The following is a 25,294-nucleotide window of genomic DNA, read 5'->3' on the forward strand; positions in this document are numbered from 1 at the left end:
CTAACCCGCCACCCGCCCCCGAAACGCGTGCGCCGCAACCACCCCGGCCCCCACCACCAGCACCCCCGCGCTGACCGCCAACGACCAGTGCAGCCCCACCGCGGCCCCCAACAACCCCACCGTGAACCCGCTACCAGCCTTCAACCCACCCGCCGACACGTTGTACAACCCGATCACCCGCCCCCGGTCCGCAGCGGGCGCGAGCAGCTGCACCACCGTCTGCGTGATCGACATCGACGCCAGGTTCGCCACCCCGCCCACCACCAGCGCGACCACCGCCACCCCGTAGTTCCCGGACAGCGCGAACACCACCGTGGTCACCCCGTAGAGCGCCGTCGCCACGATCGCCGCCCCGACCTTCGGCCGCACCCACCCGGTGGCCTCCAGCACCAGCCCGCCGATCACCCCGCCGGCCCCGTTGGCGAACAGCAGCACCCCGTACGCCACCCCCGCGGACCCCGCCCCCACCCCCAGGTCGTGCGCGAACACCGGCATCGCCGACTGCATCGAGGCGCCCACCAGGAACGACCCCAACCCCGCCAGCGCGATCATGCTCACCAACGTCCGGTCGCCACGCACGTCCCGCAGCACCCGAACCGCGTCCTTGATCCCCACGCGGGCCTTCCGCCCGCCCTCCCGCAGGTGCCCGGTGAACCGCGTCCGGAACAGGAACAGCGTCAGCGGCAGGTAGAAAGCGATGTTCGCGAAGATCCCCCACGTCGGCCCGAGCCCCAGCAGCAGCGCCGACCCGACCACCGGCCCGAACAGCACCCCCAGGCTCCGGAACGTGGCGTTCAGCCGAACCGCGCTGGGCAGCTCCTCCCGCGAGACGAAGTCGTGCAGCAGCATCTGCTCGCCGGGCCCCCACATCGCCCCGGCGCACCCGTGCAGCACGAGCAGCACGCAGGCGTGCCACACCTGGAGCGTCCCGGTCAGGAAGAGCACGCCCCAGGCGGCCGACACGAGCATGAACAGCCCCTGGGCGGCCTGGATGAGCCTCCGGCAGTCGTACCGGTCCGCGAGCCCGCCGAACCACACCGACAGCAGCAGGAACGGCACCCAGTGGCTGATCACCTGGAACCCGGTGAGCGCGGGGGAGTGGAAGCGCTCCCACAGCACCCAATAGGTAATGACGTGCTCGATGTTGTCGGCCATCATCGCCAACCCCGTGCCGAACAGGTACGGCCGACAATCCCGGTTCCGCAACGCCGCGAACCGCGCCACCCGCCCCGTCGGGCTGCTCTGCTCCGTCCCCGTCAAAGCCGTCCCACTCCCGGCAACGTGTCCGGGCGTAACGTGTCCGGGCGTGCCGCAGGCGGAGCACATCGGTCCGTCCCTCCTCCACCCTCAAAAAACGAGGCACCATGTCTCGTATTCGGGCGCCGGGGACGCTACCACAGTTCCGAGACACGATGTCTCGCTAAACTGCGACCGTGGCACAAGACTCAGCCGGTCCCGGCAGGCCCCGGAGCGACGTGGCGCGCAGGGCGGTGCTCGAAGCCGCCGACGACCTGCTGGTCGAGGTCGGGTACGCGGCCATGACCATGAAGGGCATCGCCGAGCGGGCCGGGGTCGGGCGGCAGACCGTCTACCGGTGGTGGGCGACCAAGGCCGAGATCCTGGTCGAGGCGTGCCTGGAGGACGTGCGCGAGGAGCTGGTCGCCGCTCCGCTGCCCACCGCCCGCTCCGAGCTGGTGTCGTACCTGGACGCCCTCGGGCGCTTCCTCACCACCTCACCCGCCGGCCTCGCCTACCGCGCGCTCCTCGGCGAGGCCCAGCACGACCCGGCGGTGCGCGACCTCGTCCGCGAGGCCGACGTCGTCAGCACCGCGACCGGCGAGGTGCTCCGCCGCGTCCGGCCCGTCGCGCCCGCGATGCCGCCCCCCGCGCTCGCCTCCGCCCAGCTGGTCGGGCCGGTGCTCACGCGGGTCCTCGAAGTGGACGACGAGTTCTCCCCCGAACTCCTCGACGCGCACGCCGAGCTCCTGCTCAAAGCCTGGTCCTGACAAGGCGAGGGAAGCAGCGCCGGGAACGGGAAGAGCGGGCCCGGCACACGCCGGACCCGCCCCCGCCCGCCGGGCTCGGCACGCGCGACCGGCTTCCGCCCGGCCCGCGTGACCGACTCCCGCTCAGTACACGTAGCTCGCTTCCGCGACCGCCTTCGCGGTCACCGCCGCCGACCCGCTGAACCGCCGCTCCACCTCGGCCTTCTCGGCCGCGCTGGGCAGGTCGTTCTTGCAGGCCACCGGCGCGCTGGACCCCGACATCAGGTCCGTGCACAACCCGGTCCGCCGGTCCGGCAGCCCGAGCAGGTGCCCGATCTCGTGGGTCGCGATCCGGGGCCGGTAGTACCCCTGGTTCACCGCCTCGCGCCCCATGTAGACCGTCCCGTTCCCCAGCGTGCCGGGGTAGGCGCGCGGCCAGCCGTTGTCCGCGTAGATCCGGATGTTCACGCCGGACGTCGACGTGCGCTTCGCCAGCTTGACGTTGCTCACCGACTTGTTCCAGTTCGCGGCGGCCACGTCCCAGTCGGCGGCGAACTCCTGGGCCTGGCTGGTGTCGTAGTACAGGGTGCGCGCCAGCGCCACCGGTTCCGCCGACGCCACCGGCGCCACCACCGCGAGCGGCAGCAGCAGACCGAGCGCGGCTACGAAGGCGCGCGCGACCTTTCGCACGAGCATGGTCGTCTCCTCGTGTCACAGGGAAAACGCGGGACCCCGGTGCAGGGTGGGGCCCTGCGTTCCAAGCAACCAGCCCCGCCGCCGACCCGCCAGCCCCCACAAGTAGGTAACCCGGTCCGCCGGTCAACGCCCTGCCAACGCCGGCCCAAGCGCGCGCAAAGGACCCGCCGCTACGCCACGAAGCCGATCGTCAGCAGCACGTTCGCGTACAGCCGGGTGTCGCCGGTGGCCACGCACACCGCGAGGTCGGACGACTTGCAGGTGTCGTAGAAGTCCTGCCGCGCCAGAGGCTGGAGCGGCAGGTCGGGCCCGAGCAGCCGCTCGTAGTCGGCCCACACCTCCGGCGTGCCGCCCTCGTCGGGCCGCATGGCGTGCGCCGCCTCCACCGGGACCGCCGTCAGCACCGGGGCGAGCACCTGGTCCACGGTCAGCAGCCCCGGCGTCAGGTTCAGGTGCACGATCTCGGCGGCGGGGTGGACGTTGGTGCGGTGGGCGTAGTTCGAGTCGGCGATGAGCACCTTGCTGCCATGGCCGGACGCGGCGAGCACGGCGAGCAGGGGCGGGTGCAGCAGCGGGTAGCGGAGCATCTGGGCGGCCTCCCGGAGGTGGTGCGAACGGACCAATGTGAACGCTAACACTACGTTTTCCACCTTGGCGCAAGGAGGAATTCGAGTCCACCCGCCCGAAGTCCGCCCACCGCCACCCGACGCCTGCCCGCTGCCACCGCTGGGCCGTGCGGGTGGCCCGCCGCACCACTCGGCGCCCGCCGGTGGCCCGTTCGGAGCAGCGCCCGCTGACGGTGGGCGCTCCCACGCTCGGGAAGGCGCTTTCCGCCCGCGCCCCCACCCCTTGTCCGACACGTCCGCCCGGCGCAACCATGGTTGGGCCGCGCGGACTCCACACACCACCGACCGGACGAGGTGAGAGACCCATGAAGCCGACCCTGCGCCGTGCCGCAGCCGCCCTCCTGGCCATCCTCCCCGCGCTGGCGCTCGCACCGACCGCGAGCGCCACGCCCACCACCGTCGCCTACGCCTGCCGCGCCGACACGCCCTTCGGCACCCAGGACTTCTCGCTCACCCAACCCGCCGACGTCTCCGCGCCCGCGACCGCCGCCTCCGGCAGCACGTTCGCGATCGTGGTCGACCCGGCCGCCGCCACCGCGCCCGCGTCGGTCGGCGGCTTCACCCTGCGCCGGGTGCAGAACCTGGTGTTCAAGGTCCCCATCCCGGCCAACACCACGTTCGCCTCGGGCTCCGTCTCGGGCGGCGTGAACGTCGGCACGACGGCCCTGTCCGTCAGCGGCGGCGTCGCGACCCTGACCGCGACGGGGCCGGTCAGCGGCGGCGCGTCGTTCGAGCTGCCGACCATCACCCTGAACGTGGTCGCGGGCGCGCCGGGCACCACCGCGACCACGACCCTGTACGGCACCGGCTACACCGACCCCGGCCTGACCGCGACGGCGATCGTGCGCGTGCTGTTCGACGTCAGCGTCCCGGCGGCCTGCTACCCCGACCCGAACCCGGTGATCACCACCACCGCGATCGTCTGACCCGCCGACCGGCCCGACCCACGCTCCTCGGGCCCGGCGCACGACCACCCGGTGGAGAAGCGCGGGCGCGATCACCGTCGCGCCCGCGCCGCCGCCGACTCCCGCCCCGCCGACTCCCGCACCGCAGACTCCCGCACCGCAGACTCCCGCACCGCAGACTCCCGCCCCGCAGACTCCCGCAGGGCCGACCCCCGCCCCGCCAGCTCCCGAAGGGCAGCCTCCGACGCGCTCCCCGGATCGGCGGTGACGAACACGACCTGCTGGTCGTCCTCGGGCACCTCCAGCACGTCGCACGCCACCCGCAGCTCCCCGACCTCGGGATGCGCCACGACCTTCCGCCGGTGCCCCGCCTCCCGCACCGGATCGCTGTCCCACACCGCCCGGAACTCCGCGCTCCCCGCCCGCAGCTCACCCAGCAGCCCGGCTAGCCGCGCGTCACCGGGGTACCGCGCCGAGGCCCGCCGCAGCCGCGCCACCACGATCGCCCCGAACTCCTCACCCCCGCTGACCGCGGCCATCCCGCCGCCCCCGACCGCGTCCCCACCCCCACCCCCGAGGAACCGCGCCCTGGCCAGGTTCCCCGGCCGCCCGCCGAACACCGCGCGCGCCACCGAGTTGGCCGCCACCACCTCGTACGTCGCGTCCGTGACCAGCGCAGCCGCCCCACCGACCCGCTCCAGCAACGCCGCCACGTGCGGTCGCACCACCCGCACCGGCCCACCCGCCGCGGGCGCGGCCACCCCCGCCAACCGGAACAGGTGCCTGCGCTCGGCAGCCGACAACCGCAGCGCCCCGCTCACCCCCTCCAGCACCCCCGCCGACGGCCGCGGCCCACGCGCCTGCTCCAACCGCACGTAGTAGTCCACCGACACGCTCGCCAGCCGCGCCACCTCCTCCCGGCGCAACCCCGGCGTCCGCCGCACACCCCCGGCGGGCAACCCCACCGCCTCCGGCGACACCCCTTCCCGCCGCTCCCGCAGGAACCTCGCCAACTCCACCCGCGCCACCGAACACCTCCCGATTGCGAACCAGTCCCCTCCCTGGTACACCTCGTCCCTGGCTGCCCGCCCCCACCCGAGGCACCGTCGTCCCCGTGAACACCCCCACCGCCCTGGTCACCGGGGCCAACAAGGGCATCGGCCGCCACATCGCCCAGCAGCTCGCGGACCTGGGCCACACCGTCCTGGTCGGCTCCCGAGACCCCGAGCGCGGCGCCCGTGCGGCAGCCGCCATCGGCCCGAACGCCCACCCCCTGCTCCTGGACGTCACCGACCCGACGTCCATCGCCGCAGCCGCCGCCACCACCGACCACCTGGACGTCCTGATCAACAACGCGGGCATCTCCGACGAGGGCTCCACCGCCGAGGACACCACCCCCGAGGTCCTGCGCCGCGTCTACGAGACCAACGTGGTCGCCGTGGTCGCCGTCACCAACGCGTTCCTGCCCGCGCTGCGCCGCTCCAGGGCCCCGCGCATCGTGAACGTCTCCAGCGGCACCGCCTCGCTCACCGCGTCCGCCGACCCGGCGGGCATGGGCGCCTACCGGGGCGCGGCGGCGGCCTACCGCTCGGCCAAGACCGCGCTGAACGCCCTGACCGTCCTCTACGCCCAGTCCCTCGGCGACCCGTTCAAGGTCAACGCCCTGGCCCCCGGCCTGCGCGCGACCGACCTCAACGCCCGGGCCGCCGAACTCGGCGGCGACCCCGCCGAGGGCGCGGCGGGCGCGGTCCGCCTGGCCCTGCTCGACGCGGACGGCCCCACCGGCGGCTTCCACTCCTGGGACGGCGCACCGATGCCCTGGTGACCCCGCACGGCCCCACCCCGCCCGTGCGACCCCGGCACCACCGGGGTCGCGCCCCCCAAACCCGCTCCCGCTACCGCTTCCGCTTGACCTTGATCAGGTCGACGTCTGTCACGGTCGCCTTCATGTCCCGGAAGTCCACCCCGAGCGCGTCCACGGCCCGCCCGGCGAGCGCCATCCCGCGCTCGGACACCGCCCGCTCCCCGGCGTCCTCGGCCGCCCGGACCTGCACCCGGAAGCTGAAGAAGTCCAGCTTCGCGTCGTAGCTCAGCGCGCCCTCGTCGGAGAACCCGCCGCGCAGCACGTCGTGCTCCCCGGCCTCGGCGAGCAACCGCGCCCGCCCGGTCTCGTCCAGCTCGGCGAACCTCCCGCGCACCATGACCCGGTAGGTGTGATCGGCCACGCGCTCCTCCTGACGACGCGGACGCCCGTGAACCGGACGCCCCGGAAACCGCGCCATCCTGCTCACCCGGCCCGGCCGCCCGCAACGGGATTACGGGCGCGCCGCCCCCCGCGAGGGAACGATGCGCCCGCGACCTCAAGCCCGCGACCTCACAGCCCGCGCTGCAGGTTCTCCGCCAGCAGCCGCACGAACCGCGACGGGTCGCCCAGCTCCCCGCCCTCGGCCAGCAGCGCCATCCCGTGCAGCAGCTCCACGGTCCCGGTCAGCGACTCCCGGTCCTCCCGCTCCGCGAACGCCGTCCGCAGCCCCGACACCAGCGGGTGCTCCGGGTTCAGCTCCAGGATGCGCTTGACCGGCGGCAGCTCCTGCCCCATCGCCCGGTACATCTTCTCCAGCGTGGGCGTCAGGTCGTGCTCGTCGCCGACCACGCACGCCGGCGAGGTGGTCAGCCGCGAGGTCAGCCGCACCTCCTTGACCTGCTCGGACAGCAGCCCGGCCATCCACGAGGTCAGCTCGGCGAAGTCCGCGACGCGCTCGGCCGCCGCGGCCTTCTCCTCCTCGCTCTCCAGGTCCACCTGCCCCTTGGCGACCGACTGGAACGTCCGCCCGTCGAAGCCCGGCACCGAGTCGACCCACATCTCGTCGATCGGGTCGGTCATGATCAGCACCTCGTACCCCTTGGCGCGCAGCGCCTCCAGGTGCGGGGAGTTCTCCACGGCGGTGCGCGAGTCACCGGTCATGTAGTAGACGTGCTCCTGGCCGTCCTTCATCCGCTCGACGTACTGCGCCAGGGTGGTCTTCTTCTCGGCGTCCTCGGTCGAGTCGAACGAGCACACCGCGAGGATCGCGTCGCGGTTGTCGACGTCGCTGAGCAGGCCCTCCTTGAGCGCGGTGCCCAGCTCCCGCCAGAACACCGCGTAGTCCTCGGGCCGGTCGTTCAGCATGGTCTTGATGGTCGACAGGACCTTCTTGACCAGCCTGCGCCGCATGAGCTGGATCTGCCGGTCCTGCTGCAGGATCTCCCGCGACACGTTCAGCGACAGGTCCTGCGCGTCCACCACGCCCTTGACGAACCGCAGGTACTCGGGCATGAGCTCTTCGCAGTCGTCCATGATGAAGACGCGCTTCACGTAGAGCTGCACGCCGCGCTTGTGGTCGCGCATGAACAGGTCCATGGGCGCCCGCGACGGCAGGAACAGCAGCGCCTGGTACTCGAACGTGCCCTCGGCCTGGAGCCGGATGGTCTCCAGCGGGTCGTTCCAGTCGTGGCTGACGTGCCGGTAGAACTCGGCGTACTCCTCCTTCGACACCTCGCTGGACGACCGCGCCCACAGCGCCTTGCCCGAGTTCAGCACCCTCGGCTCCGGCGCGGCGGGCGCCTCGGCGCCCTCGCCCTCCGCCGCGCCCTCGCCCTCGGCCGCGTCCTCCGCGACCGGCTTGGCGGGGGCGGGCTCGACCAACCGCACCGGCCAGGTGATGAAGTCCGAGTACTTCTTGACGATCTCGGTCAGCTTCGCCGCCGACGTGTAGTCGGGGAGCTGGTCCTCCTCGTCGGCGGGCTTGAGGTGCAGGGTCACCGACGTGCCCTGCGGCGCGTCGTCGACCTCCTCGATCGTGTAGCTGCCCTCGCCGGTGGACTCCCACCGCACGCCCTTGTCGTGCCCGGCCCGCCTGGTGACCATGACGACCCGGTCGGCGACCATGAACGTCGAGTAGAACCCGATGCCGAACTGGCCGATCAGCTCCTGCTGCGAGGAGTCCTGCGCCTCCTTCATCTTGCGCAGGAACTCGGCGGTGCCCGACCTGGCGATCGTGCCGATCAGCCCGACGACCTCGTCGCGCGACATGCCGACGCCGTTGTCCCTGATCACCAGGGTGCGCGCGACCGGGTCGGGGACCAGGTCGATGTGCGGGTCCGACACGTCGACGTCCAGGTCCTTGTCGCGGAACGCCTCCAAGCGCAGCTTGTCCAGCGCGTCCGAGGAGTTCGACACCAGCTCGCGAAGGAACGTGTCCTTGTTCGAGTAGATCGAGTGGATCATCAGGTTGAGGAGCTGGCGCGCCTCGGTCTGGAACTCCAGCGTTTCCACGTGCGTGACCTCTCTTGCGATTCGATCGGGACTGCCGACCCGCCATGATATCGAGCGGGCGCGCCCCCCGAGCGGAACCGCCCGGTCCGGCCCGCCCGGAACTCGGGAAAACGTGGCCCGGAGGGGGAGTATGCGCCCGCGCTAAACACCACCCCCGCGGCATCGGCCGGGAAAGTCCTACTCGCTCTCGCCCGCCTTCGGGGAAACGTTCGGGCACGCCCGAAAACAACGCTCCGGGTGTGATCGGTGTGAAATCGTGGGACCGGGTTCCGGCGTCCGGGCGCGCGGGGCCGCACCGGGGTTGAGCCGCGAGGTTGCGGGGAACCCGCAGGAGGCAAGGGCTTTCCCGGCGATTGGGGGTCGGGCGGGGGAGGACGTCGCGGCAGGTCCGCGCGGTCGGGGAAAAGCCGCGCGCCCCCACCGCCGCCACCGGTCCGACCGCGTTTGATCTGCATTTGTGCGGAAAGCAATCGACTCCGGTTTTTCGGTTTTCCGAGTGCCGCCGCCGCGGTCCCGCCATACTGGGAGGGCGGGCCACCGCATCCGCGCCAGGTCGGGGTGTCCTGGGCTCGGAGTCCGCTGTGGACGATCGGTGGCGCGTTCGTGCGGGGGATGGGGCGAGCGGAATGTGGAGGGAGCGGAACCGCTTTGTCTGCTGTGGACACGCAGGGGGTTGAATCCGCCTTCGCCGGGTACCTGGCGATGGCGCTGGTCGAGGCGGGGCGCTCGGCGCGCCGCCGCATCGAGGACGAGCTGGCCGACTACGGCCTGACGCTGCGCTACCTGGACGCGCTGGGCCACCTGGCGCGGGGCGCGGAGCTGTCGGGCAGCGACCTGGCCCGGCGCATGGGGATCACGGCCCAGAGCGCGCACGCCACGATCCTGCGCCTGGAGGACCTCGGCGCGGTCGAGCGCTCGCGGACCGGCCGGGGCCGCAGGTCGCTGCTGGACGTCACGGGCGCGGGCGGCGAGATGCTCACGGCCGCCGACCGCGTGCTGAACAGCCTGGACGCCAGGCTGCTCGACGCGGTGCCGGACGTGCGCGACGGCGAGGTGCGCAGGCTGGTCGCCGTGCTGGAGACGGACGCCGCGCCGGGGGAGGAGCCGACCGGCGCGGACTGATCGGCGCGGACTGATCGGCGCGGGCCCGGCCGGTCAACGGCCGCCCATGTCAACGGCCGCCCATGTCAACGGCCGAACGCGTCAACGGCCGGACGTGCGAACGGCGCCGCGACCTCCCCGACCGGGGGATCGCGGCGCCGTTCGCCGTCGCGCTCTGCTGCCTGCCGCGCTCTGCTGCCTGCCGCGCGCTACCGCCAGTCGCGCCTGCCGGTGACCACGGCGCGCTGCGCGCTGGTCACCACCCCGCGCACCAGCACCGTGACCACCAGCCCGATCACCAGGTTCAGCACCGCCGTGAACACCTTCGACTCCGGGTCGAAGTCCACGCTCAGCGGCAGCACCACCGCGATCGCGGTCAGCAGCACCATGATCCAGCCGAAGAACCGGGCCCCGTTGGGCGTGGTCGCCAGCAGCACCTGCGCCAGCCCGGTCGCCCCGAGCGCCACCACCGCGCACGCCACGCAGTACGTCATCGTGCTCGCGTTGCCCCACGCGCCCTCGCCCTGCGGCGCGAGCACCGGCACCCCGAGCAGCCCCCTGGCCACCAGGATGCCCACCACCGAGATCAGCCCGGCGACCAGCGCGGTGGCCACGCCGCCCGCCCACAGCCGCCCCGCGTCGAACAGCCGCTCCGGCTTGGGCCTCGCGGCCTGGTGGACCTCGCGCTCCACCGGCTGCGGCAGCACCGCGGTCTCCTCCACCTCGCCGGGGCGGGGCCGGGGGAGCGCCTCCGCGCGTCGCGGTTCGACGTCCGCGACGGGCTCGAACCGGGTCCTCCTGCGGTCCTCCGCCATGACCTGCCTCCTCCGGGTGCGCACGCGGTCCTCGTCGCCGGGGTGGGTTTCCCGCCTGCGCGCTCCCCAACCGCGCCAACCGGGGGAACGCCGCACGTCCGTGGGGTGGTGGCCGCCCGTCGGGCGCTCCCCGCGACCCCCGGTCGCCACCGGCCCGTTGACGCGGTCGATCGCGACCGGCGAAGCTGAGCACCGCTCGCAAAGGCTCCCGGCCGGGAGACCCCGGCACGATCACCCGACAGGAGCCACCGATGACCGGTCCGAAGCCGCCGGACGAGACGCGCGGCGTCCTGGTCACCGGCGCCTCCAGGGGCATCGGCCGCGCCACGGCCCTCGCGTTCGCCCGGCGCGGCGACCGGGTCGCGGTGCACTACGCCCACAACCGGGCCGACGCCGAGCGCACCCTGGCCGAGCTGCCCGGCGGCGGCCACGTGCTGGTGCGCGGCGACCTGTCCGACCCGGAGGCCGCCGAGCTGGTCGCCGAGTCGGCCGAGCACGGCCTGGGCGGGGTGGACGTGCTGGTCAACAACGCCGCCACCGCGCCGACCGAGGACACCGCGCACGCGATCGCCGAGGTCTCCTACGAGCACTGGCGGCGGGTGTGGCGCAGGTCGGTGGACGTCAACCTGCTGGGCACGGTCGACCTGACGCACCGGGTGGTCGCCCGCATGGTCGCCAGGGCGGTGCCGGGCCGGGTGGTGAACATCGGCTCGCGCGGCGCGTACCGGGGCGAGCCGGACCACCCGGCGTACGGCGCGACGAAGGCGGCGCTGCACGCGTTCGGCCAGTCGATCGCGGTGTCGCTGGCCCCGCACGGCATCGCGGTCGCCTCGGTCGCGCCGGGCTTCATCGCGACCGAGCGGCAGGAGGACAAGCTGTCCGGCGAGACCGGCGGCGACCTGCGCGCCCAGAGCCGCTTCGGCCGCGTCGGCACGGCCGAGGAGGTCGCGGCGGCGGTGCTCTACCTCGCGTCGCCGGAGGCGGCGTGGGCGTCGGGCGCGGTGCTGGACCTCAACGGGGCGTCGCACCTGCGCTGACGCGCTCGGTTGCGGTGGCCGCCCATCTTGGTGAACGGCCACCGCTACCCGATGATCAGGCGATCAACGCCCACTCCCGCTGGTACTTGGCGATGTACCCCTGCAGCGCCACCCGCAGGGTCGTGCGATTGGCATTTCCACGTAGCCGGAAGCGCTTGCCGCGGCGCATGTCCCACACCTCCGGCGTCGCACCGGGCAGCACCAGGTCCACGACCTCGGACAGCACCCCGAGCAGCAGGTCGGCGGCTTCCCGGTCCAGCTCTTCCTTGTTCATGTGCGGCAGGACCAGCAACAATCCGCCCTGAGGCGTGCGAATGCCCAGCAGGTCCTTCGCCACGAGAGTGAGCCCGTCGATGACCCACTCGGCTTGATGAGTCGGAACGCCGGTTCCCCCGGTGGGACGCAGTTGGTGGAAGTTGTCCGCCATCTGTGCGTATACCGGCCCCATCCACGCGGGACGGGGGCGGGTCGCCACTCGGTCCACTACATCCTGGAGCGTTTGCCGGGGATCGGTCGAGTTCAAGGCCCTGATCAAGCCTCGACGCAGCGGCATGTAGCAGCTGTGAGCCCGTGAGGACGGATCGGTCATCCACTTTTTGTGGTCGCGGACCATCGTCAGGGCTTGCTGGTACGTGCGAGCTGTCAGGTAGCTGGAGAAGGTGTGCAGGGCGAGTGAACCGGGATGTCCGGTGTCGGAATGTCTCAAGGTCGCGCTCCTTGCTGTGCACTGTGCGCACTGGTGGGGAGCCACTCCTCGACGGTGTGAGCGGTGTGCTCACCAACACCCCCTGAGAGGGGGTAATGGGTTGACTTTGATCAACCCCCGTACTAGCTTTGTCCTTGCGGAGGTACAAAGTCTTAGTGTGGCGACACTTGTATGTGTGTCACCTTCCGAGTCTACAGCACGCCCCCAGCTTGGTCAACAAGCCGGGGGCGTAGTTGCGTTTAAGTGCAGTTCGTGGCGGTTGAGCCGCACAAGCGCCACCTGCTCCCCGCAGTGTCACCGCTGTCGCGTGTCCTATCGAACCCGCGACGGCGGTGTGTCCGTTCCACTACGTGACCAAATGGCTCTGCCTCCCGCCTCACCCCGCCTCTGCCCGGCCTGCCCGCCCGTCGCACCCGCCTCGGCCCACCGCGCGCCCTACCCCACCGCCGCGGGCGACCACCCCAGCGCAGGCCCGAGCTTCCCGGCGATGTCGCTCAGGATCTGCTCGTAGTCCTCCTGCTCGAAGGTGAACGGCAGCGCGAACGCCACCTCCTCCACCTCCCGGAACCCGGCGTGCGCGTGCAGCCGCTCCGCGATCTGCTCCGAGGTCCCCACCAGGTCCGGCGCGAACAGCACCCGCCCCGGCCCCTGCGGCGCGCGCGTGCGCGGCAGCCGCGCCTCCGCGTACCGCTCGTACCGCTCCCGCTGCCGGGCGTCCGCGCTGTCCGTCGGCACCACCACCAGCCCCTGCGACACCCGCGCCGCGGCCCCGTCCGGGTGAGCCGCCCGGAACGCCCGGATGTGCGAGGCCTGCACCTGCGCGAAGTCCTCCGACTCCTCGGCCCGCACCACGCTGCTCGTCAGCAGGTTCACCCCGTTCTCCCCGGCCCACCGCGCCGACCCGAGGCTCCCGGCCCCGTACCAGAGCCGCCCGGCCAGGCCGGGGGAGTGCGGCTGCACCCGCCGGGAGAACTGCTCGATCCCCTCGGTGCCCTCGAAGTCGCTCGCGGGCTCCCCGCGCAGGAACCCGAGCAGCCGCCGGGCCCGCTCGTGCCCGAGCTCCTCCACGTCCGCCGTCTCCGGGTACAGCGCGTCCTTCACCCGGTCGAACCCCATCGGCCTGCCCGCGCTGACACCGGGGTTGAGCCGCCCGCCGGACAGCACGTCCACGGTCGCCAGGTCCTCGGCCAGCCGCAGCGGGTTCTCCCAGCCGAGCGGGATCACGGCCGTGCCCAGCGCGATCCGCTTCGTGCGCTGGGTGGCGGCGGCCAGCACCGCGACCGGCGAGGAGATGCCGTGCTGGAGGTGCCGGTGCCGCACCCAGGCGCTGTCGAAGCCGAGCCGCTCGCCCAGCTCCAGCACCTGGAGGGTCGACTCGTGCCCCTTGGCCGGGTCCTCCGGGTCGAACAGCCCGATGGTCAGGAAGCCGAGCTTGCGCAGCGGCTCGGACGGGAGCGGCACGGTGTCCTCCGCGGTGGTCCACACGGGACGGTCGCCCGCGGGGGCGCGCTCACCGCGTCCCGATCACAGCGTGCCACCGCGGAACCGGTCCAACTCCCGCCGTTCCCGCTTGGTGGGACGCCCCGCGCCCCGGTCGCGGTGCGCGACCGGCACGGCGGCCTCGGGCGGCGGCTTGGGGGTGCGGTCGATGAAGCACGTGGACGCGGCCTCCGCGCCGACCCGCTTCTGGATGACCCGCACCACCTCGACGACCCGGTTGACCCCGTTCACCCGCGCCCGCACCTCGTCGCCGGGCACGACGACGGTCGCGGGCTTGGCGGGCCGGTCGTTGACGCGCACGTGCCCGCCCCGGCAGGCGTCCGCCGCGTCCGGGCGGGTCTTGGTCAGCCGGACCGCCCACAGCCAGCGGTCCACGCGGGTGGACTCCATCACCCCATCATCCCGGCAACCCCGCCCGGAGGGGAAACCACCCGCCGCGCGCGCCCCACCACCCCGGAACCGCCTGGTCACCGCGCATCGCCGCCCCGGAAGCGTGAGCGCGCGCCGGAACGGGTACCCCGCCGCCATCACGATCCGTGGAGGGCAGAGTGGGCTTCAGCAGCTTCGTCGGCGCGCTCTTCGTCGGTCTGGTCATCGGCGTGCTCGGCCGGTTGATCAGGCCGGGGAAGCAGGACATCCCGATCTGGCTGACGATCGTCGTGGGCATCCTGGCCGCGTTCCTCGGCACGCTCGTCGCCGACGCGGCGGGCATCGGCGACACGCGGGGCTTCGACTGGATCGAGTTCCTCATCCAGCTCGCCCTGTCGGTGGTGGGCGTCGGCATCGCCGCGGGCGCCTACGGCAGGCGGAGCCTGCACTAGACCCTCCTCGGGTCCCCAGGTCCCGGTGGGCGCGGATCCCAGGCCGCGCCGACCGGCAGGCCGGGCGCGCGCCCGGTGCGAACCGGCTGCGCGCGCCCGGTCGTGGCACCCCTCGGTTCCACCGCGCTGTCACCGCCGCGCTGTCACCGCCGCGCTGTCACCACTGCCCCGCCACCACCACCCCGCACACCACCGCGCTGCCCGAAAGCGCCGTCCCGTGACCTGTTCCGGACAGGACCGCCCCGGCGGGGAAGCCTCAACCCCCGTCCCGCGTTGACCACCACATGCGCATCGGTATCGCGTTACCCCAGTTCGGTCCCCAGAGCAGGCGCGTGGACGAGATCATCCCCTTCGCCGTCGAGGCCGAGCGCCTCGGCGCGGCGAGCCTGTGGGTCGCCGACCGCCTGTACGCCCCCGCCGAGCCCGTCGTCGGCTACGCGGGCGGCGACGACGTCCCGGCCGAGTTCCGCCGGGTCTTCGACCCGTTCGCGCTGCTCTCGGCGGTCGCCACGCACACCTCCACCGCCACCCTCGGCAGCAGCGTGCTGAACCTGCCCTGGTACCAGCCGGTGGCCCTCGCCCGGCTGCTCACCTCGATCGACCTGCTCAGCGGCGGCAGGCTGCTGCCGGGGTTCGGCATCGGCTGGTCGCCCGACGAGTACAAGGCGTCCGGCGTCCCGTGGAAGGGCAGGGGCGCGCGCTTCGACGAGGCGCTGGACCTCCTCGACCTGGCCTGGACCGCCGACGTCCTGTCCTACGAGGGCGAGCACCACTCGGTCCCGGCCGGCTACGTGGACCTCAAGCCCGCCCGCAAGCCCCCGGTGCACCTGGGCGGCTTCTCGAAGACCGCGCTCCAGCGCATCGCCCGGCGCGGCGCGGGCTGGCTGCCGGTCCTGCAGGTCGGGACCACCGCGCAGGACCCGGCCCCGCTGGTGGCCGTCCGCGAGCAGATCGGCGCGCCCACCCCGGCCGTGCTGCGCCTCAACGCCCGCCGCGACACCCCGCTGAGCGCCCTCGCGGACACCGCGCTGGCCTCGGCGCAGGCCGGGTTCGACGACCTGTTCGTCGACCTGTCGTACGTGGTGGACGAGCCGTCCGAGGCGCTGGACCGCTTCGCCGACCTGCTGGCGAAGACGGCCTGAGCTGCGGGTTCCCGCTGCCGCGTTCGGGTGATCCCGACCCGGACGCGGCCACCGGGACCCACTCGCGGTGGCGTTCGCCGCCCCCGGTTACTCCATTCGGAAATAGGCGAGGCTAGCCTAATGTCATGGCAGCAGAGGTCATGGCGAACCCGACGACGGAACCGTTCCGGCACTTCGACGCCGAGGTGCTGGCCACGAAGGCGCTCGGCCGCAGCATGGTGCGGGTGACCTTCGGCGGCCCCGCGCTGCGCGACGTGCGCACCTGGGGACCCGACCAGCGGATCAAGCTGTTCTTCCCCCGGTCCGGGCAGACGGGCCTGACCGTGCCGACCGGCGCCGACTGGTACACCCGCTTCCGCGAGCTGCCCGACCGGGAGCGCCCGGCGATGCGCACCTACACGCTGCGCGCGGTGCGCCACGGCCAGATCGACATCGACTTCGTCCGCCACGGCGACACCGGCCCCGCCTCCACCTGGGCGGGCAGGGCCGCGGTCGGCGACCGGACCGTCATCCTGGCCCCGAACGCCCACCACGTCCCGGAGAACCCGGCCCGCATGGGCGCCGACTACGCCCCGCCCGCCGACACCGCCTGGCAGCTCATCGCGGGCGACGAGACCGCGCTGCCCGCGATCGGCGGCATCGTCGAGTCCCTGCCGAGGGGCGTGCGCGCGCGGGTCGTGCTGGAGGTCCCGAGCCCGAGCGACCGGCAGGAGTGGCGCACCGAGGGCGAGGTCGACACGACCTGGCTGGTGCGCGGCGTCGACGCCCCGCTGCTGGAGGCGATCCGCGCCGAGGGCGTTCCCGAGGGACCGGGCTACGCCTGGCTCGCGGGGGAGTCGAGCCTGGTTCGGGGCCTGCGCAGGCACCTGGTGAAGGACCTGGGCGTCGACCGCAGGCGCGTCTACTTCTGCGGCTACTGGCGCGAGGGCCGCCCGGAGGAGACCGCCCACGAGCCGGTCGAGGAGGACTGACCGGGAGCCGGTCGGGAGGCCCCGGTCCACGCCCCCCGAGGCCGGGCCCTCCCGACCACCACGCGCGCCGCTGCTCCGTTCGGCGGGCAGCGGGACGCGCCCGCTAACACCGCCCCCCGCGCCCGCGAACCACCCAGCACGACGACCGGGCGACCCGGTCGCGGAGGGGGGACGTGGTGGCGCTGGGGCGCGCGAGGGCGACCGGCGGGCTCACCGGGCACGCGGTCACCGCGCTGCTGGTGCTCCCGTGCCTGGTGGTGGGCCTGATCGCCTACCTCGGCCGGGAACCCGACCTGCCGGGCAGGGCCGCCCCGATCCCGAGCGCGATCCGCGCCGAGGACACCCCGCCCGCCACCGCGCCGGACGCCACGACCCCACCCGCGTCACCCCCGTCGGGCTCGCCCACGTCCGCAGCGCCCACGACCGGGTCCCCGGCGCCGAGCACCCCGCCCCCGAGCGCCCAGGCCCCACCGGTCGACACCCCCGCCCCGCGGGACCTCCCGATCCCGCCGGAGCCCATCACCGACCCCTGGCACCTGGACGGCCGCTGGATCGCCCAGCTGTTCTCGGTGGCCGTCGGCGCCCCGCCGGGCACGCTGGAGACGACGCTGTCCGAGTTCTCGCTGCGCACCGGGACCGACGTCCCCCTGCTGCTCAGCTCCGACTACTCCTCGCTGCGCCCCGGCTACCTCGTCGGCTTCCACCCCGGCCCGTTCGCGGACTCCGCCGAGGTCGAGACCTGGTGCGCGTCCGCGAACCTGCCCACCGCCGACTGCCTGCCCAGGAAGCTCACCCGCTAGCCGCGCCCCCACCCGCAGCGCCCTCGCGCACCGCGCCCGCAGCACTCCCGGCCGCCGGCCCGCCACCCGCCGACCCGCCGGCCGCCGACCCGCCGCCCACCGACCCGCCAGCCGCAGCGGCGCCGCCACCCACCGGCCCGGTCGACCCCCGCACCACCAGCCGCGTGTCCAACGTCAGGTGGTGCTCCCCGCCCACCCCGTCGCCCCGCATCAGCGCGATCAACCACTCGATCGCCCGCCGCCCCATCTCCTGGATCGGCTGGTCCACCGTGGTCAGCGGCGGCGTGCACAGCGCCGAGTCCGGCAGGTTGTCGAACCCCACCACCGACAGGTCCTCGGGCACCCGCAACCCCAGCCCGCGCGCCGCCTCCACGGTCGCGATCGCCGACAGGTCGTTCGCCGCGAACACCGCCGTCGGCCGGTCCGCCGAGGTCAGCAGCTCGCGCGCCACCCCCAGCGACACCGCCGGGTCGTACCCGCCGACCCGCACCAGCGACTCGTCCACCGCCACCCCGGCCTCGGTCAGCGCGCCCCGCCACCCGGCCTCGCGCAGCTGCGCGGACTGCAGGTCCGGCCGCCCGGCCAGGAACCCGATCCGCCGGTGCCCCAGCGCCAGCAGGTGCGAGGTGGCGGCCCAGGCGCCGCGCAGGTTGTCCGAGTCGATCGTCGGCACCCGCGACGGCCCGGTGTGCGGGTCGACGGCCACCACCGGCGTGCCCTGCAGCCCCTCCAGCACCACCGCCGGGGTGACCACCACGGCCCCGTCGACCAGCGTCCCGCTGAGCCGGGACAGGTACCGCTTCTCCCACCCGGCCTGGTCGCCGCCCGCCGAGTACACCACCAGCTCGTACCCGCTGCCCCGGATCGCGCCCGCCGCGCCCTTGAGCAGCTCGGTGCTGAACGGCTCCAGGTCCGCGACCAGCACGCCGATCACGTTCGTGCGGTGGTTGCGCAGGCTCTGCGCCACCAGGCTGGCCTCGTAGCCCAGCTCCTCGATCACCGCCCTGACCCTGGCGGAGGTCGCGGCGGCCACCCCGTGCCGCTGGTTGATCACCTTGGACACGGTGGCCACGGACACGCCCGCCCGCGCGGCGACGTCTCGGATGGTGGCGCGGGGACCGGGCTGCACGCCAGCAGAGTACAAGAAGTAAAACGTTATCGATAACGATTGACACGAGAATTTACCGAGGGCCAGACTCGCTGGCAGCTCAGCCCATGCACGTCCTACTCGGCCGACGACGTCAGGAGTGGACCCCTCATGCGCTTAACCCGAGCACTGGCCGCCGCAGCGGCGCTCTCCCTGCTCGCGTCCTGCGGAGGCCCGGCTGCCCCGCAGGAGCCCACCGGCCCGATCACCCTCACCTGGTGGCACAACGGCACCTCCGACCCGATCAAGACGGTCTGGCAGGACGTCGTCACCGACTACCAGGGCAAGAACCCGGACATCACGATCGAGGCCCAGCCCATCCAGAACGAGGGCTTCTCCACCAAGATCCCCCTGGCGCTCCAGTCGCCCACCCCGCCGGACGTCTACCAGCAGTGGGGCGGCGGCGACCTGGCCTCGCAGGTCACCTCCGGCAAGCTCGCCGACATCACCGACGCGAGCAAGCCGTGGATCTCCACCATCGGCGACTTCGCCAAGGGCTGGCAGGTCGACGGCCGCCAGCTCGGCGTCCCGTTCGCCCAGCACGTCGTGGGCTTCTGGTACCGCAAGGACCTGTTCTCCCAGGCCGGGATCAGCGCCCCGCCCACCACGATGGCCGAGCTGAACGCCGCCGTCGCCAAGCTCAAGTCCGCCGGGCTCGCCCCGATCGCCGTCGGCGGCAAGGACCGCTGGCCGGACGCCTTCTACTGGAACTACTTCGCCGTCCGCGAGTGCTCGCAGCAGACCATCGAGTCCTCGGTGAAGAACCTCAAGCTCGACGACCCGTGCTGGGTCAAGGCGGGCCAGGACCTGGTGGACTTCCTGCGGACCGAGCCGTTCCAGGAGGGCTTCAACGGCACCCCCGCCCAGCAGGGCGCGGGCAGCTCGGCGGGCCTGGTGGCCAACGGCAAGGCCGCCATGGAGCTGCAGGGCGACTGGAACCCCGGCACCATGTCCTCCCTCACCGAGGACAAGGACCTGGACAGCAAGGTCGGCTGGTTCCCGTTCCCGACCGTCCCCGGTGGCCAGGGCGACCCGGCGGCCGTGCTCGGCGGCGGTGACGGCTTCTCCTGCACCACCCGCGCGGCAGCCGCCTGCGCGAAGTTCCTGGAGTACCTGATCGGCCCGGAGATCCAGAACAAGCTCGCCGCCGCGGGCACCGGCCTGCCGGTCAACGAGGCCGCCGTCACCGCGCTCAAGACCGAGAACCTCAAGACCGTCGCCGAGCACGGCCGCAATGCGCCGTACGTGCAGATGTACTTCGACCGGGCCTTCCCGACCGACGTGGGCGCCGCGCTGAACGAGGCCGTCGCGAACCTGTTCGCGGGCCAGGGCTCGCCTCAGGGCATCGTCGACGCGGTCAACGAGGCGGCGGACGGGGCGAAGTGATGCCGGTGGCGCGCAGGCTGGAACTGGCGCTGCTGCTGACCCCGGCGCTCCTGCTGTTCGGGCTGTTCGTCCTGGCCCCCATGGCGATCGCGGGCTTCTACAGCGCCTACGACTGGAACGGCTTCGGCCCGCTCACCGACTTCGTCGGCTGGCGCAACTACGCCGACGCGCTGACCGGGAAGGTGTTCCAGGACGCCTTCTGGCACAACGCGGTCATCGCGGTCCTGTCGATCGCGGTGCAGCTGCCGCTGAGCATCGGCCTCGCGCTGCTGCTCAACCGCCGCCTGCGCGGTCGGGCGGCCCTGCGCGCCATCGTGTTCGCCCCGTACGTGCTGTCCGAGGCGATCACCGCCGTGGTGTGGCTGATGGTGCTGCAACCCGGCGGGTTCGCCGACCGGGTGCTCGGCGCCGTCGGCCTCGGCGACCTCGTGCAGCAGTGGCTCGCGGACCCGGAGGTGGTGCTCTACACCCTGTTCGGCGTGATCACCTGGAAGTACCTGGGCTTCGGCATCATCCTGCTGCTGGCCGGGCTCCAGGGCATCCCCGAGGAGCTGCGCGAGGCCGCCGCGCTGGACGGCGCGACCCCGTGGCAGACCACCAGGCACGTGCTGCTGCCGCTGCTCGGCCCGACCGTCCGCATCTGGGTGTTCCTGTCGGTCATCGGCTCGCTCCAGCTGTTCGACCTGGTCTGGATCATGACCCTGGGCGGCCCGGCGAACGCCTCCACCACCATGGCGACCTACCTGGTGGACCACGGCTTCAAGCGCTACGAGATCGGCTACGGCAGCGCCGTCGCGGTCCTGGTGTTCGTGGTCTGCTTCGCGTTCGCCCTGCTGTACCAGCGCTTCGCGCTGCGCCGCGACACCGAGGGGGCGCTGGGCTGATGGCCGCCACGCACACCAGGACCGGGCTCGCCGCCGGGTACACCGCCGCGATCGCGGTCGTCGGGATCACCGTCGTGCCGCTGCTGTTCGTGGTGCTCGGCGGTTTCCGCACCAACGCCCAGATCAACGACGACCCGGCGGGCCTGCCCGCCCCGTGGGTGCTGGACAACTACGCGTCGATCCTCGGCTCGTGGGAGTTCTGGCGCTTCCTGGGCAACAGCGCCACGATCGCCCTGGCCGCCACGCTCCTCGCGATCGCCTGCGGCGCGGCGGCGGGCTTCGCCCTGTCCCGCTACCGCTTCAAGGGCCGCGAGGCCGTCTACACCCTGTTCACCCTCGGCCTGCTGTTCCCGGTGGGCCTGGCCGCCCTTCCCCTCTACCCCTGGCTGCGCCAGCTGGGCCTCCTCGAATCCACCTGGGGAGTGGCGCTCCCGCAGGCCGCGTTCTCCCTCCCCGTCACCATCGTGATCCTGCGCCCGTTCATGCGCGCGATCCCGCAGGAGATCGAGGACGCCGCGACCCTGGACGGCGCGACCAGGCTCGGCTTCTTCTGGCGGGTCCTCCTGCCCCTCTCCACCCCGGCCCTGGCCACCGTCGCGGTCCTGGCCTTCGTCACCAGCTGGAACGCCTACCTGCTGCCCCTGCTGGTCTTCAACGACCAGACCAGCTTCACCCTGCCCCTGGGCGTCGCGACCTTCCAGGCCCAGTACTCCCAGGACACCGCACGAGTGCTGGCGTTCACCGCCCTGTCCATGCTCCCCGCACTGGGCTTCTTCGCCCTGGCCGAACGCCGCATCGTCGGCGGCCTCGCGGGCTCGGTGAAGGGATGATCCCGGTGCCCCGCGACAAATCCACCCCCGTCACGCGTCCCGCCGCGCGAACACGACCCCGGCCGCCACCACCGCGGCGGCGGCCCACCCCGCCATGACCAGCCCGCCGGTCACCGGCGGCAGCGCCTCCCCGTGGAAGTCCGCCCCCGCGAACATCCGCACCCCCGCCACGTCCGGCAGGTACATCGCGAGCGGCGTGACCCGCAGCAGCAGGTAGCTGGCCGACACCACCGTCCCGTTGACGGCGAACACCACCACCGGCACCAGCCCGCTGCGCGCCGCCACGGCCACCGCGAACGCCATCAACGCCGTCAACACCCAGTACACGACCGTCCCGAGCGCCCGCCCGAGCACCCCGTCCGCCCCCCAACTCCCCTCAACGCCCACCACCACGCCCACCGCGACCGCGGCCAGCACCCCCACCGCCACCACCACGACAAAAGCCTTGCCCAGCAACAACACCCACCGCCGGGGAACCGCCGCGAGCGTGGTGGTGATCTGCCCGTTCCCGTACTCGCCGCTGATCACCACCACCCCGAGCACCACGGCCCCCACCGCCCCACCCGGCAACCCGGCGAACGCCAGCACCCCCTCCCCGCCAGCGGCCCGGTTGATCAGCAGCAGCGCCAGCGGCACCAGCACCCCGACCCCGAACGCCACCGGGAAAGCCCGCAGCGTCACCAACTTCCACGCCTCCGCGCCCACCACCGCCCGGATCACGCCGCACCCCCGGTCAGCGCGAAGAACGCCTCTTCCAAGCTCCCCCGCGCCCCCACGACCTCCGCGACCGTCCCGGAGGCGACCAACCGCCCCCGGTCCACCACCACGACGTCATCCGCCACAGCCTCGGCCTCCGCGACCAGGTGGCTGGACAACAGCACCGCCCCACCCGAGTCGGCGAACTCCCGCACCACCCGCCGCAACCACCTGATCCCCTCGGGATCGAGCCCGTTCAGCGGCTCGTCCAGCACCAGCACCTCGGGCTCACCCAACAGCGCGCAGGCAACGGCCAACCGCCGCCGCATCCCCAACGAGTAAGCCCCAACCCGAACCCCGCCGAAGTCGGAAAGCCCAGCCACCCCAAGCACTTCCGAAACCCGCGACAGCGCGATCCCGTTGCTGCGCGCCACCCACCCCAGGTGCCCGCGCCCGCTGCGAGCCGGGTGCGCCCCGTCCTCCAGCACCGCCCCGACCACCCGCAACGGCCACCGCAACCGCGCATAGGGCACCCCGCGCACCAACGCCCGCCCCGAATCCGCCCGGTCCAACCCGAGCAGCACCCGCAACGTCGTCGACTTCCCGGCCCCGTTGGGCCCCAGGAAGGCGGTCACCCGCCCAGCCCCAACCCGAAACCCGAGCTCCCGCACGACGAACCGCCCGCCGCGCCGCTTGCACAACCCCTCAACCTCGATCACACGACAACCCTGCGGCCCCCACCCGCCCAGGTCATCAACCGAAAGTCGACTCCCCTCCCGCGAACCCCGTCCGGTACGCCAGCACCACCAGCTGCGTCCGATCCCGAACCCCGACCTTGTCGAACACCCGGCTCAGGTACGTCTTCACCGTGGCCAGGCTCAAGGACAGCTCGGCCGCGACCTCCTCGTTCGACAACCCCCGCGCCACCCCGGCCGCGACCTCCCGCTCCCGCACCCCCAGCACGTCGAACGGCGTAGGCCCCCCTGGCCGAGCCGCGTACCCGGCCACGACCCGCCGCGCGACCTCAGGCGACAACACCGAGTCCCCCACGTGCGCCGCCCGAACCGCCCGCACCACGTCCACCACGGGCGCGCTCTTCAACACGAACCCGCAAGCCCCGGCCCGCAACGCCCGATCCACGTACTCGTCACAGTCGAACGTCGTCAGCACCACCACCCGAGCCGCGGGAACCCTGGCCAGCACGAGCCGAGTCGCCTCAACCCCGTCCACCACAGGCATCCGGATGTCCATCAGCACCACGTCCGGCCGCAACCGAACCGCAGCGTCCACAGCCTCCCGCCCGTCACGGGCCCGCCCCACCAGCACCAGATCGGCCGTCCCCCCGATCAACGCGCACAACGCCTCCCGAGCCACCTCCTGATCCTCGACGACAAGAACCCTGATCCGCTCACCACCCACCGGGGATCACCGCCCGAACCCCGAACCCCCCACCCGCCAGCACCCCCGCGCTGAACACCCCACCGAGCAGTTCCACCCGCTCCCGCACCCCCGCCAACCCGAACCCCGGTTCCCCGCCACCCACAGCCGCCCCACCCCCGTCGACCACGCTGACCTCCACACCCCCGCCCACCCGCGCCACCCGAACCGAGCACCGCGCCCCCACCGCGTGCTTGCCCACGTTGGTCAGCCCTTCCTGCACCACCCGGTACACCGCAAGCCCAACCGCGGCGGGCACCTCGGCCCCGAACTCCCCGTCCACCACCAGGTCGGCCTCGACGGGACTGTCCCGCACCAACACCCCGAGGTCCCCGATCCCCGGCTGCGGCCCGCTCTCCCGAACCCCGCCCAGCGCCACCCGCAGCTCACCCATGGCCCGCTTGCTGGTCCGCTCCACCTCGACCAGCCCACGCCGCAACGCCTCGGCATCCCCCAGGTGCACCGCGACCCCGGACGTCAACGCGATGGCCCCCAACGAGTGCGACACGACGTCGTGCACCTCCCGCACCACCCGCAACCGCTCGGCCACCACGGCCCGCTCACCCTCGGCCCGAGCAGCCCGCGCAGCCTCACCCCGCTCCCGCCGGACCGAGGTCCCCAGCTGCCAGGAGGCCGCAAGCGCCAGCAGGGACACCATCACCTGCCGCAACACCACCCCAGGTTCCTCGGACCCGGTCACCAGCAGCACCGCGAGCACCCCGCCCAGCACCACCCCGACCCGCCGGGAGGACCCCCCGTACCGCACCGCGACGGGGTGGAGCACCCAGGCCGCAGCCAAGAACGGGTCGTGCCCAACCCCGACGACCCACCCCGCCCCGGTCACCACCGAGACGACCACGACCCCCACCACCGGCGCCCGCCCCCGCAGCAGCACCCCGATCCCCAGCGCCACCACGAGCACCACGTGCACCACAACGGGCTCACCCGGCGGCAACCAGAACACCACGACGCACAGCGCCGCGACCCCCACGTCAGCCAGCACCAGCCGACCCTACGACGCCGGGAGAGGAATCACCCCCTGGCGCGCGCCAACCCGACCCGGAACCACGCGGGCGCGGTCTCCGGGTCCCTGGGGAACCACCGGTTCTCGGTGGCGTAGTCCAACCCGGTGGGCGCGACCTGGAACACGGGCGCCTCGTCCCGGTTGTAGCTGATCGACCACTCGTGCGGCGGGTCCAGCACGTAGGAGAACCCCACCCAGGACCCCAGCCCTTCCACGTGCATCCCCTTGCGCAGCAACTGGAACAGCTCCCACACGTCGGGCGGGAAGTCCCACCGCACCGTGGTCCGGTCCGGCATCAGCACCCCGGCGCTGGCCTCGCTGTGCCGCCCGATGACCGAGGCCCGCACCACCAGCTGCACCCACCCGCGGGGGAGCGTGGGCAGCACCATCGTCGTGATGTCGTCCAGCACGTCCTGCTGCTCATCAGCCGAAAGCGGCTCCGCTACTGCCACCCGCCCAGTGTAATCCGC

At 73.1% G+C, this 25,294-nt stretch carries 28 protein-coding genes; 12 read left to right on the forward strand and 16 right to left on the reverse strand.

The features are described from left to right. Positions 1 to 1,260, reverse strand: a complete 1,260-nt coding sequence (locus AMIR_RS11945) for an MFS transporter (protein WP_049796803.1) — start codon at positions 1,258 to 1,260, stop codon at positions 1 to 3. 173 nt (positions 1,261 to 1,433) lie between these two features. On the opposite strand from AMIR_RS11945, the gene AMIR_RS11950 reads away from it, so the two are divergent. Continuing rightward, positions 1,434 to 2,006, forward strand: a complete 573-nt coding sequence (locus AMIR_RS11950; RefSeq protein ID WP_118946008.1) for a TetR/AcrR family transcriptional regulator — start codon at positions 1,434 to 1,436, stop codon at positions 2,004 to 2,006. Positions 2,007 to 2,129: 123 nt separating this feature from the next. Here AMIR_RS11950 and AMIR_RS11955 read toward each other — a convergent pair whose 3' ends face one another. Both AMIR_RS11955 and AMIR_RS11960 read right to left on the reverse strand, forming a co-directional pair. Then, positions 2,130 to 2,681, reverse strand: coding sequence for a snapalysin family zinc-dependent metalloprotease (locus AMIR_RS11955; RefSeq protein WP_015801215.1), 552 nt, complete (start codon positions 2,679 to 2,681; stop codon positions 2,130 to 2,132). A gap of 170 nt (positions 2,682 to 2,851) precedes the next feature. Next, the gene (locus AMIR_RS11960) at positions 2,852 to 3,268 is read right to left on the reverse strand and encodes an RbsD/FucU family protein (protein WP_015801216.1); all 417 of its coding nucleotides are present in this window, start codon (positions 3,266 to 3,268) and stop codon (positions 2,852 to 2,854) included. A gap of 344 nt (positions 3,269 to 3,612) precedes the next feature. Here AMIR_RS11960 and AMIR_RS11965 point away from each other — a divergent pair, with 344 nt between their 5' ends. Then, positions 3,613 to 4,233, forward strand: coding sequence for a hypothetical protein (locus AMIR_RS11965; RefSeq protein WP_015801217.1), 621 nt, complete (start codon positions 3,613 to 3,615; stop codon positions 4,231 to 4,233). Positions 4,234 to 4,304: 71 nt separating this feature from the next. Here AMIR_RS11965 and AMIR_RS11970 read toward each other — a convergent pair whose 3' ends face one another. Then, positions 4,305 to 5,240, reverse strand: a complete 936-nt coding sequence (locus AMIR_RS11970) for a helix-turn-helix transcriptional regulator (RefSeq protein ID WP_015801218.1) — start codon at positions 5,238 to 5,240, stop codon at positions 4,305 to 4,307. Between the two features lie 86 nt (positions 5,241 to 5,326). Here AMIR_RS11970 and AMIR_RS11975 point away from each other — a divergent pair, with 86 nt between their 5' ends. Beyond that, positions 5,327 to 6,037 (forward strand): SDR family NAD(P)-dependent oxidoreductase, encoded by a 711-nt coding sequence (locus tag AMIR_RS11975; RefSeq protein ID WP_015801219.1) that lies wholly within the window; start codon positions 5,327 to 5,329, stop codon positions 6,035 to 6,037. Between the two features lie 70 nt (positions 6,038 to 6,107). Here the strand turns inward: AMIR_RS11975 and AMIR_RS11980 are convergent, their stop codons facing one another. Continuing rightward, entirely contained in the window at positions 6,108 to 6,437 is a 330-nt protein-coding gene (locus AMIR_RS11980; protein ID WP_015801220.1) for a DUF6204 family protein, read from the reverse strand. Between the two features lie 149 nt (positions 6,438 to 6,586). Beyond that, the gene (gene htpG / locus AMIR_RS11985) at positions 6,587 to 8,527 is read right to left on the reverse strand and encodes a molecular chaperone HtpG (protein WP_015801221.1); all 1,941 of its coding nucleotides are present in this window, start codon (positions 8,525 to 8,527) and stop codon (positions 6,587 to 6,589) included. Positions 8,528 to 9,184: 657 nt separating this feature from the next. Here htpG and AMIR_RS35555 point away from each other — a divergent pair. Next, on the forward strand, positions 9,185 to 9,649 hold the full coding sequence (locus AMIR_RS35555; RefSeq protein WP_049796804.1) for a MarR family winged helix-turn-helix transcriptional regulator: 465 nt from the start codon (positions 9,185 to 9,187) through the stop codon (positions 9,647 to 9,649). Positions 9,650 to 9,837: 188 nt separating this feature from the next. On the opposite strand, the gene AMIR_RS11995 is transcribed toward AMIR_RS35555, so the two are convergent. After that, complete coding sequence (locus AMIR_RS11995) at positions 9,838 to 10,443, reverse strand: DUF6069 family protein (protein ID WP_015801223.1); 606 nt, start codon at positions 10,441 to 10,443, stop codon at positions 9,838 to 9,840. Positions 10,444 to 10,694: 251 nt separating this feature from the next. Between AMIR_RS11995 and AMIR_RS12000 the strand changes: the two genes are divergently transcribed. Then, entirely contained in the window at positions 10,695 to 11,480 is a 786-nt protein-coding gene (locus AMIR_RS12000) for an SDR family NAD(P)-dependent oxidoreductase (RefSeq protein ID WP_015801224.1), read from the forward strand. Positions 11,481 to 11,535: 55 nt separating this feature from the next. Here the strand turns inward: AMIR_RS12000 and AMIR_RS12005 are convergent, their stop codons facing one another. The 3 genes from AMIR_RS12005 to AMIR_RS12015 form a co-directional block, all read right to left on the reverse strand. Continuing rightward, positions 11,536 to 12,186, reverse strand: a complete 651-nt coding sequence (locus AMIR_RS12005) for a hypothetical protein (RefSeq protein WP_041836716.1) — start codon at positions 12,184 to 12,186, stop codon at positions 11,536 to 11,538. Between the two features lie 435 nt (positions 12,187 to 12,621). After that, a complete protein-coding gene (locus AMIR_RS12010; protein ID WP_015801226.1) occupies positions 12,622 to 13,647 on the reverse strand; it encodes an LLM class flavin-dependent oxidoreductase in 1,026 nt (341 codons plus the stop codon). 63 nt (positions 13,648 to 13,710) lie between these two features. Further along, the gene (locus tag AMIR_RS12015) at positions 13,711 to 14,076 is read right to left on the reverse strand and encodes an RNA-binding S4 domain-containing protein (protein WP_015801227.1); all 366 of its coding nucleotides are present in this window, start codon (positions 14,074 to 14,076) and stop codon (positions 13,711 to 13,713) included. Between the two features lie 158 nt (positions 14,077 to 14,234). Between AMIR_RS12015 and AMIR_RS12020 the strand changes: the two genes are divergently transcribed. The 4 genes from AMIR_RS12020 (at position 14,235) to AMIR_RS12035 (ending at position 17,420) form a co-directional block, all read left to right on the forward strand. Next, positions 14,235 to 14,507 carry a GlsB/YeaQ/YmgE family stress response membrane protein gene (locus AMIR_RS12020; RefSeq protein WP_015801228.1) on the forward strand — a complete coding sequence of 91 codons (273 nt, stop codon included), beginning with the start codon at positions 14,235 to 14,237 and terminating at the stop codon, positions 14,505 to 14,507. Positions 14,508 to 14,791: 284 nt separating this feature from the next. Beyond that, positions 14,792 to 15,649 (forward strand): TIGR03619 family F420-dependent LLM class oxidoreductase, encoded by an 858-nt coding sequence (locus AMIR_RS12025; protein ID WP_015801229.1) that lies wholly within the window; start codon positions 14,792 to 14,794, stop codon positions 15,647 to 15,649. Positions 15,650 to 15,774: 125 nt separating this feature from the next. Beyond that, on the forward strand, positions 15,775 to 16,620 hold the full coding sequence (locus tag AMIR_RS12030) for a siderophore-interacting protein (RefSeq protein WP_240438900.1): 846 nt from the start codon (positions 15,775 to 15,777) through the stop codon (positions 16,618 to 16,620). A gap of 173 nt (positions 16,621 to 16,793) precedes the next feature. Next, positions 16,794 to 17,420, forward strand: coding sequence for a hypothetical protein (locus AMIR_RS12035; RefSeq protein WP_015801231.1), 627 nt, complete (start codon positions 16,794 to 16,796; stop codon positions 17,418 to 17,420). Here the strand turns inward: AMIR_RS12035 and AMIR_RS12040 are convergent. Then, on the reverse strand, positions 17,410 to 18,549 hold the full coding sequence (locus AMIR_RS12040; RefSeq protein ID WP_015801232.1) for a LacI family DNA-binding transcriptional regulator: 1,140 nt from the start codon (positions 18,547 to 18,549) through the stop codon (positions 17,410 to 17,412). The genes AMIR_RS12035 and AMIR_RS12040 overlap by 11 nt on opposite strands. 129 nt (positions 18,550 to 18,678) lie before the next feature. Between AMIR_RS12040 and AMIR_RS12045 the strand changes: the two genes are divergently transcribed. From AMIR_RS12045 to AMIR_RS12055, 3 genes are read left to right on the forward strand one after another with little or no spacing between them, the layout of a single operon-like run. Further along, positions 18,679 to 19,953 carry an extracellular solute-binding protein gene (locus tag AMIR_RS12045; protein WP_015801233.1) on the forward strand — a complete coding sequence of 425 codons (1,275 nt, stop codon included), beginning with the start codon at positions 18,679 to 18,681 and terminating at the stop codon, positions 19,951 to 19,953. Beyond that, the gene (locus AMIR_RS12050) at positions 19,953 to 20,837 is read left to right on the forward strand and encodes a carbohydrate ABC transporter permease (RefSeq protein ID WP_015801234.1); all 885 of its coding nucleotides are present in this window, start codon (positions 19,953 to 19,955) and stop codon (positions 20,835 to 20,837) included. Before AMIR_RS12045 ends, AMIR_RS12050 begins: the two co-directional genes overlap by 1 nt. Continuing rightward, positions 20,837 to 21,667, forward strand: a complete 831-nt coding sequence (locus AMIR_RS12055; RefSeq protein ID WP_015801235.1) for a carbohydrate ABC transporter permease — start codon at positions 20,837 to 20,839, stop codon at positions 21,665 to 21,667. The genes AMIR_RS12050 and AMIR_RS12055 overlap by 1 nt, the downstream gene beginning before the upstream one ends. A 30-nt stretch (positions 21,668 to 21,697) precedes the next feature. Here AMIR_RS12055 and AMIR_RS40135 read toward each other — a convergent pair whose 3' ends face one another. From AMIR_RS40135 to AMIR_RS12080, 5 genes are read right to left on the reverse strand one after another with little or no spacing between them, the layout of a single operon-like run. Continuing rightward, positions 21,698 to 22,387 (reverse strand): hypothetical protein, encoded by a 690-nt coding sequence (locus AMIR_RS40135; protein ID WP_015801236.1) that lies wholly within the window; start codon positions 22,385 to 22,387, stop codon positions 21,698 to 21,700. After that, positions 22,384 to 23,082, reverse strand: a complete 699-nt coding sequence (locus tag AMIR_RS12065) for an ABC transporter ATP-binding protein (protein ID WP_015801237.1) — start codon at positions 23,080 to 23,082, stop codon at positions 22,384 to 22,386. The genes AMIR_RS40135 and AMIR_RS12065 overlap by 4 nt, the downstream gene beginning before the upstream one ends. A 34-nt stretch (positions 23,083 to 23,116) precedes the next feature. After that, positions 23,117 to 23,782 (reverse strand): response regulator transcription factor, encoded by a 666-nt coding sequence (locus AMIR_RS12070; protein WP_015801238.1) that lies wholly within the window; start codon positions 23,780 to 23,782, stop codon positions 23,117 to 23,119. Beyond that, positions 23,772 to 24,803: a sensor histidine kinase gene (locus AMIR_RS12075; RefSeq protein ID WP_015801239.1), complete on the reverse strand. Its 1,032-nt coding sequence runs from the start codon at positions 24,801 to 24,803 to the stop codon at positions 23,772 to 23,774. The genes AMIR_RS12070 and AMIR_RS12075 overlap by 11 nt, the downstream gene beginning before the upstream one ends. 29 nt (positions 24,804 to 24,832) lie before the next feature. Further along, entirely contained in the window at positions 24,833 to 25,276 is a 444-nt protein-coding gene (locus AMIR_RS12080) for a hypothetical protein (protein ID WP_118946015.1), read from the reverse strand. Positions 25,277 to 25,294: the final 18 nt, after the last annotated feature.

The sequence above is a fragment of the Actinosynnema mirum DSM 43827 genome, assembly GCF_000023245.1.
GTDB lineage: Bacteria > Actinomycetota > Actinomycetes > Mycobacteriales > Pseudonocardiaceae > Actinosynnema > Actinosynnema mirum.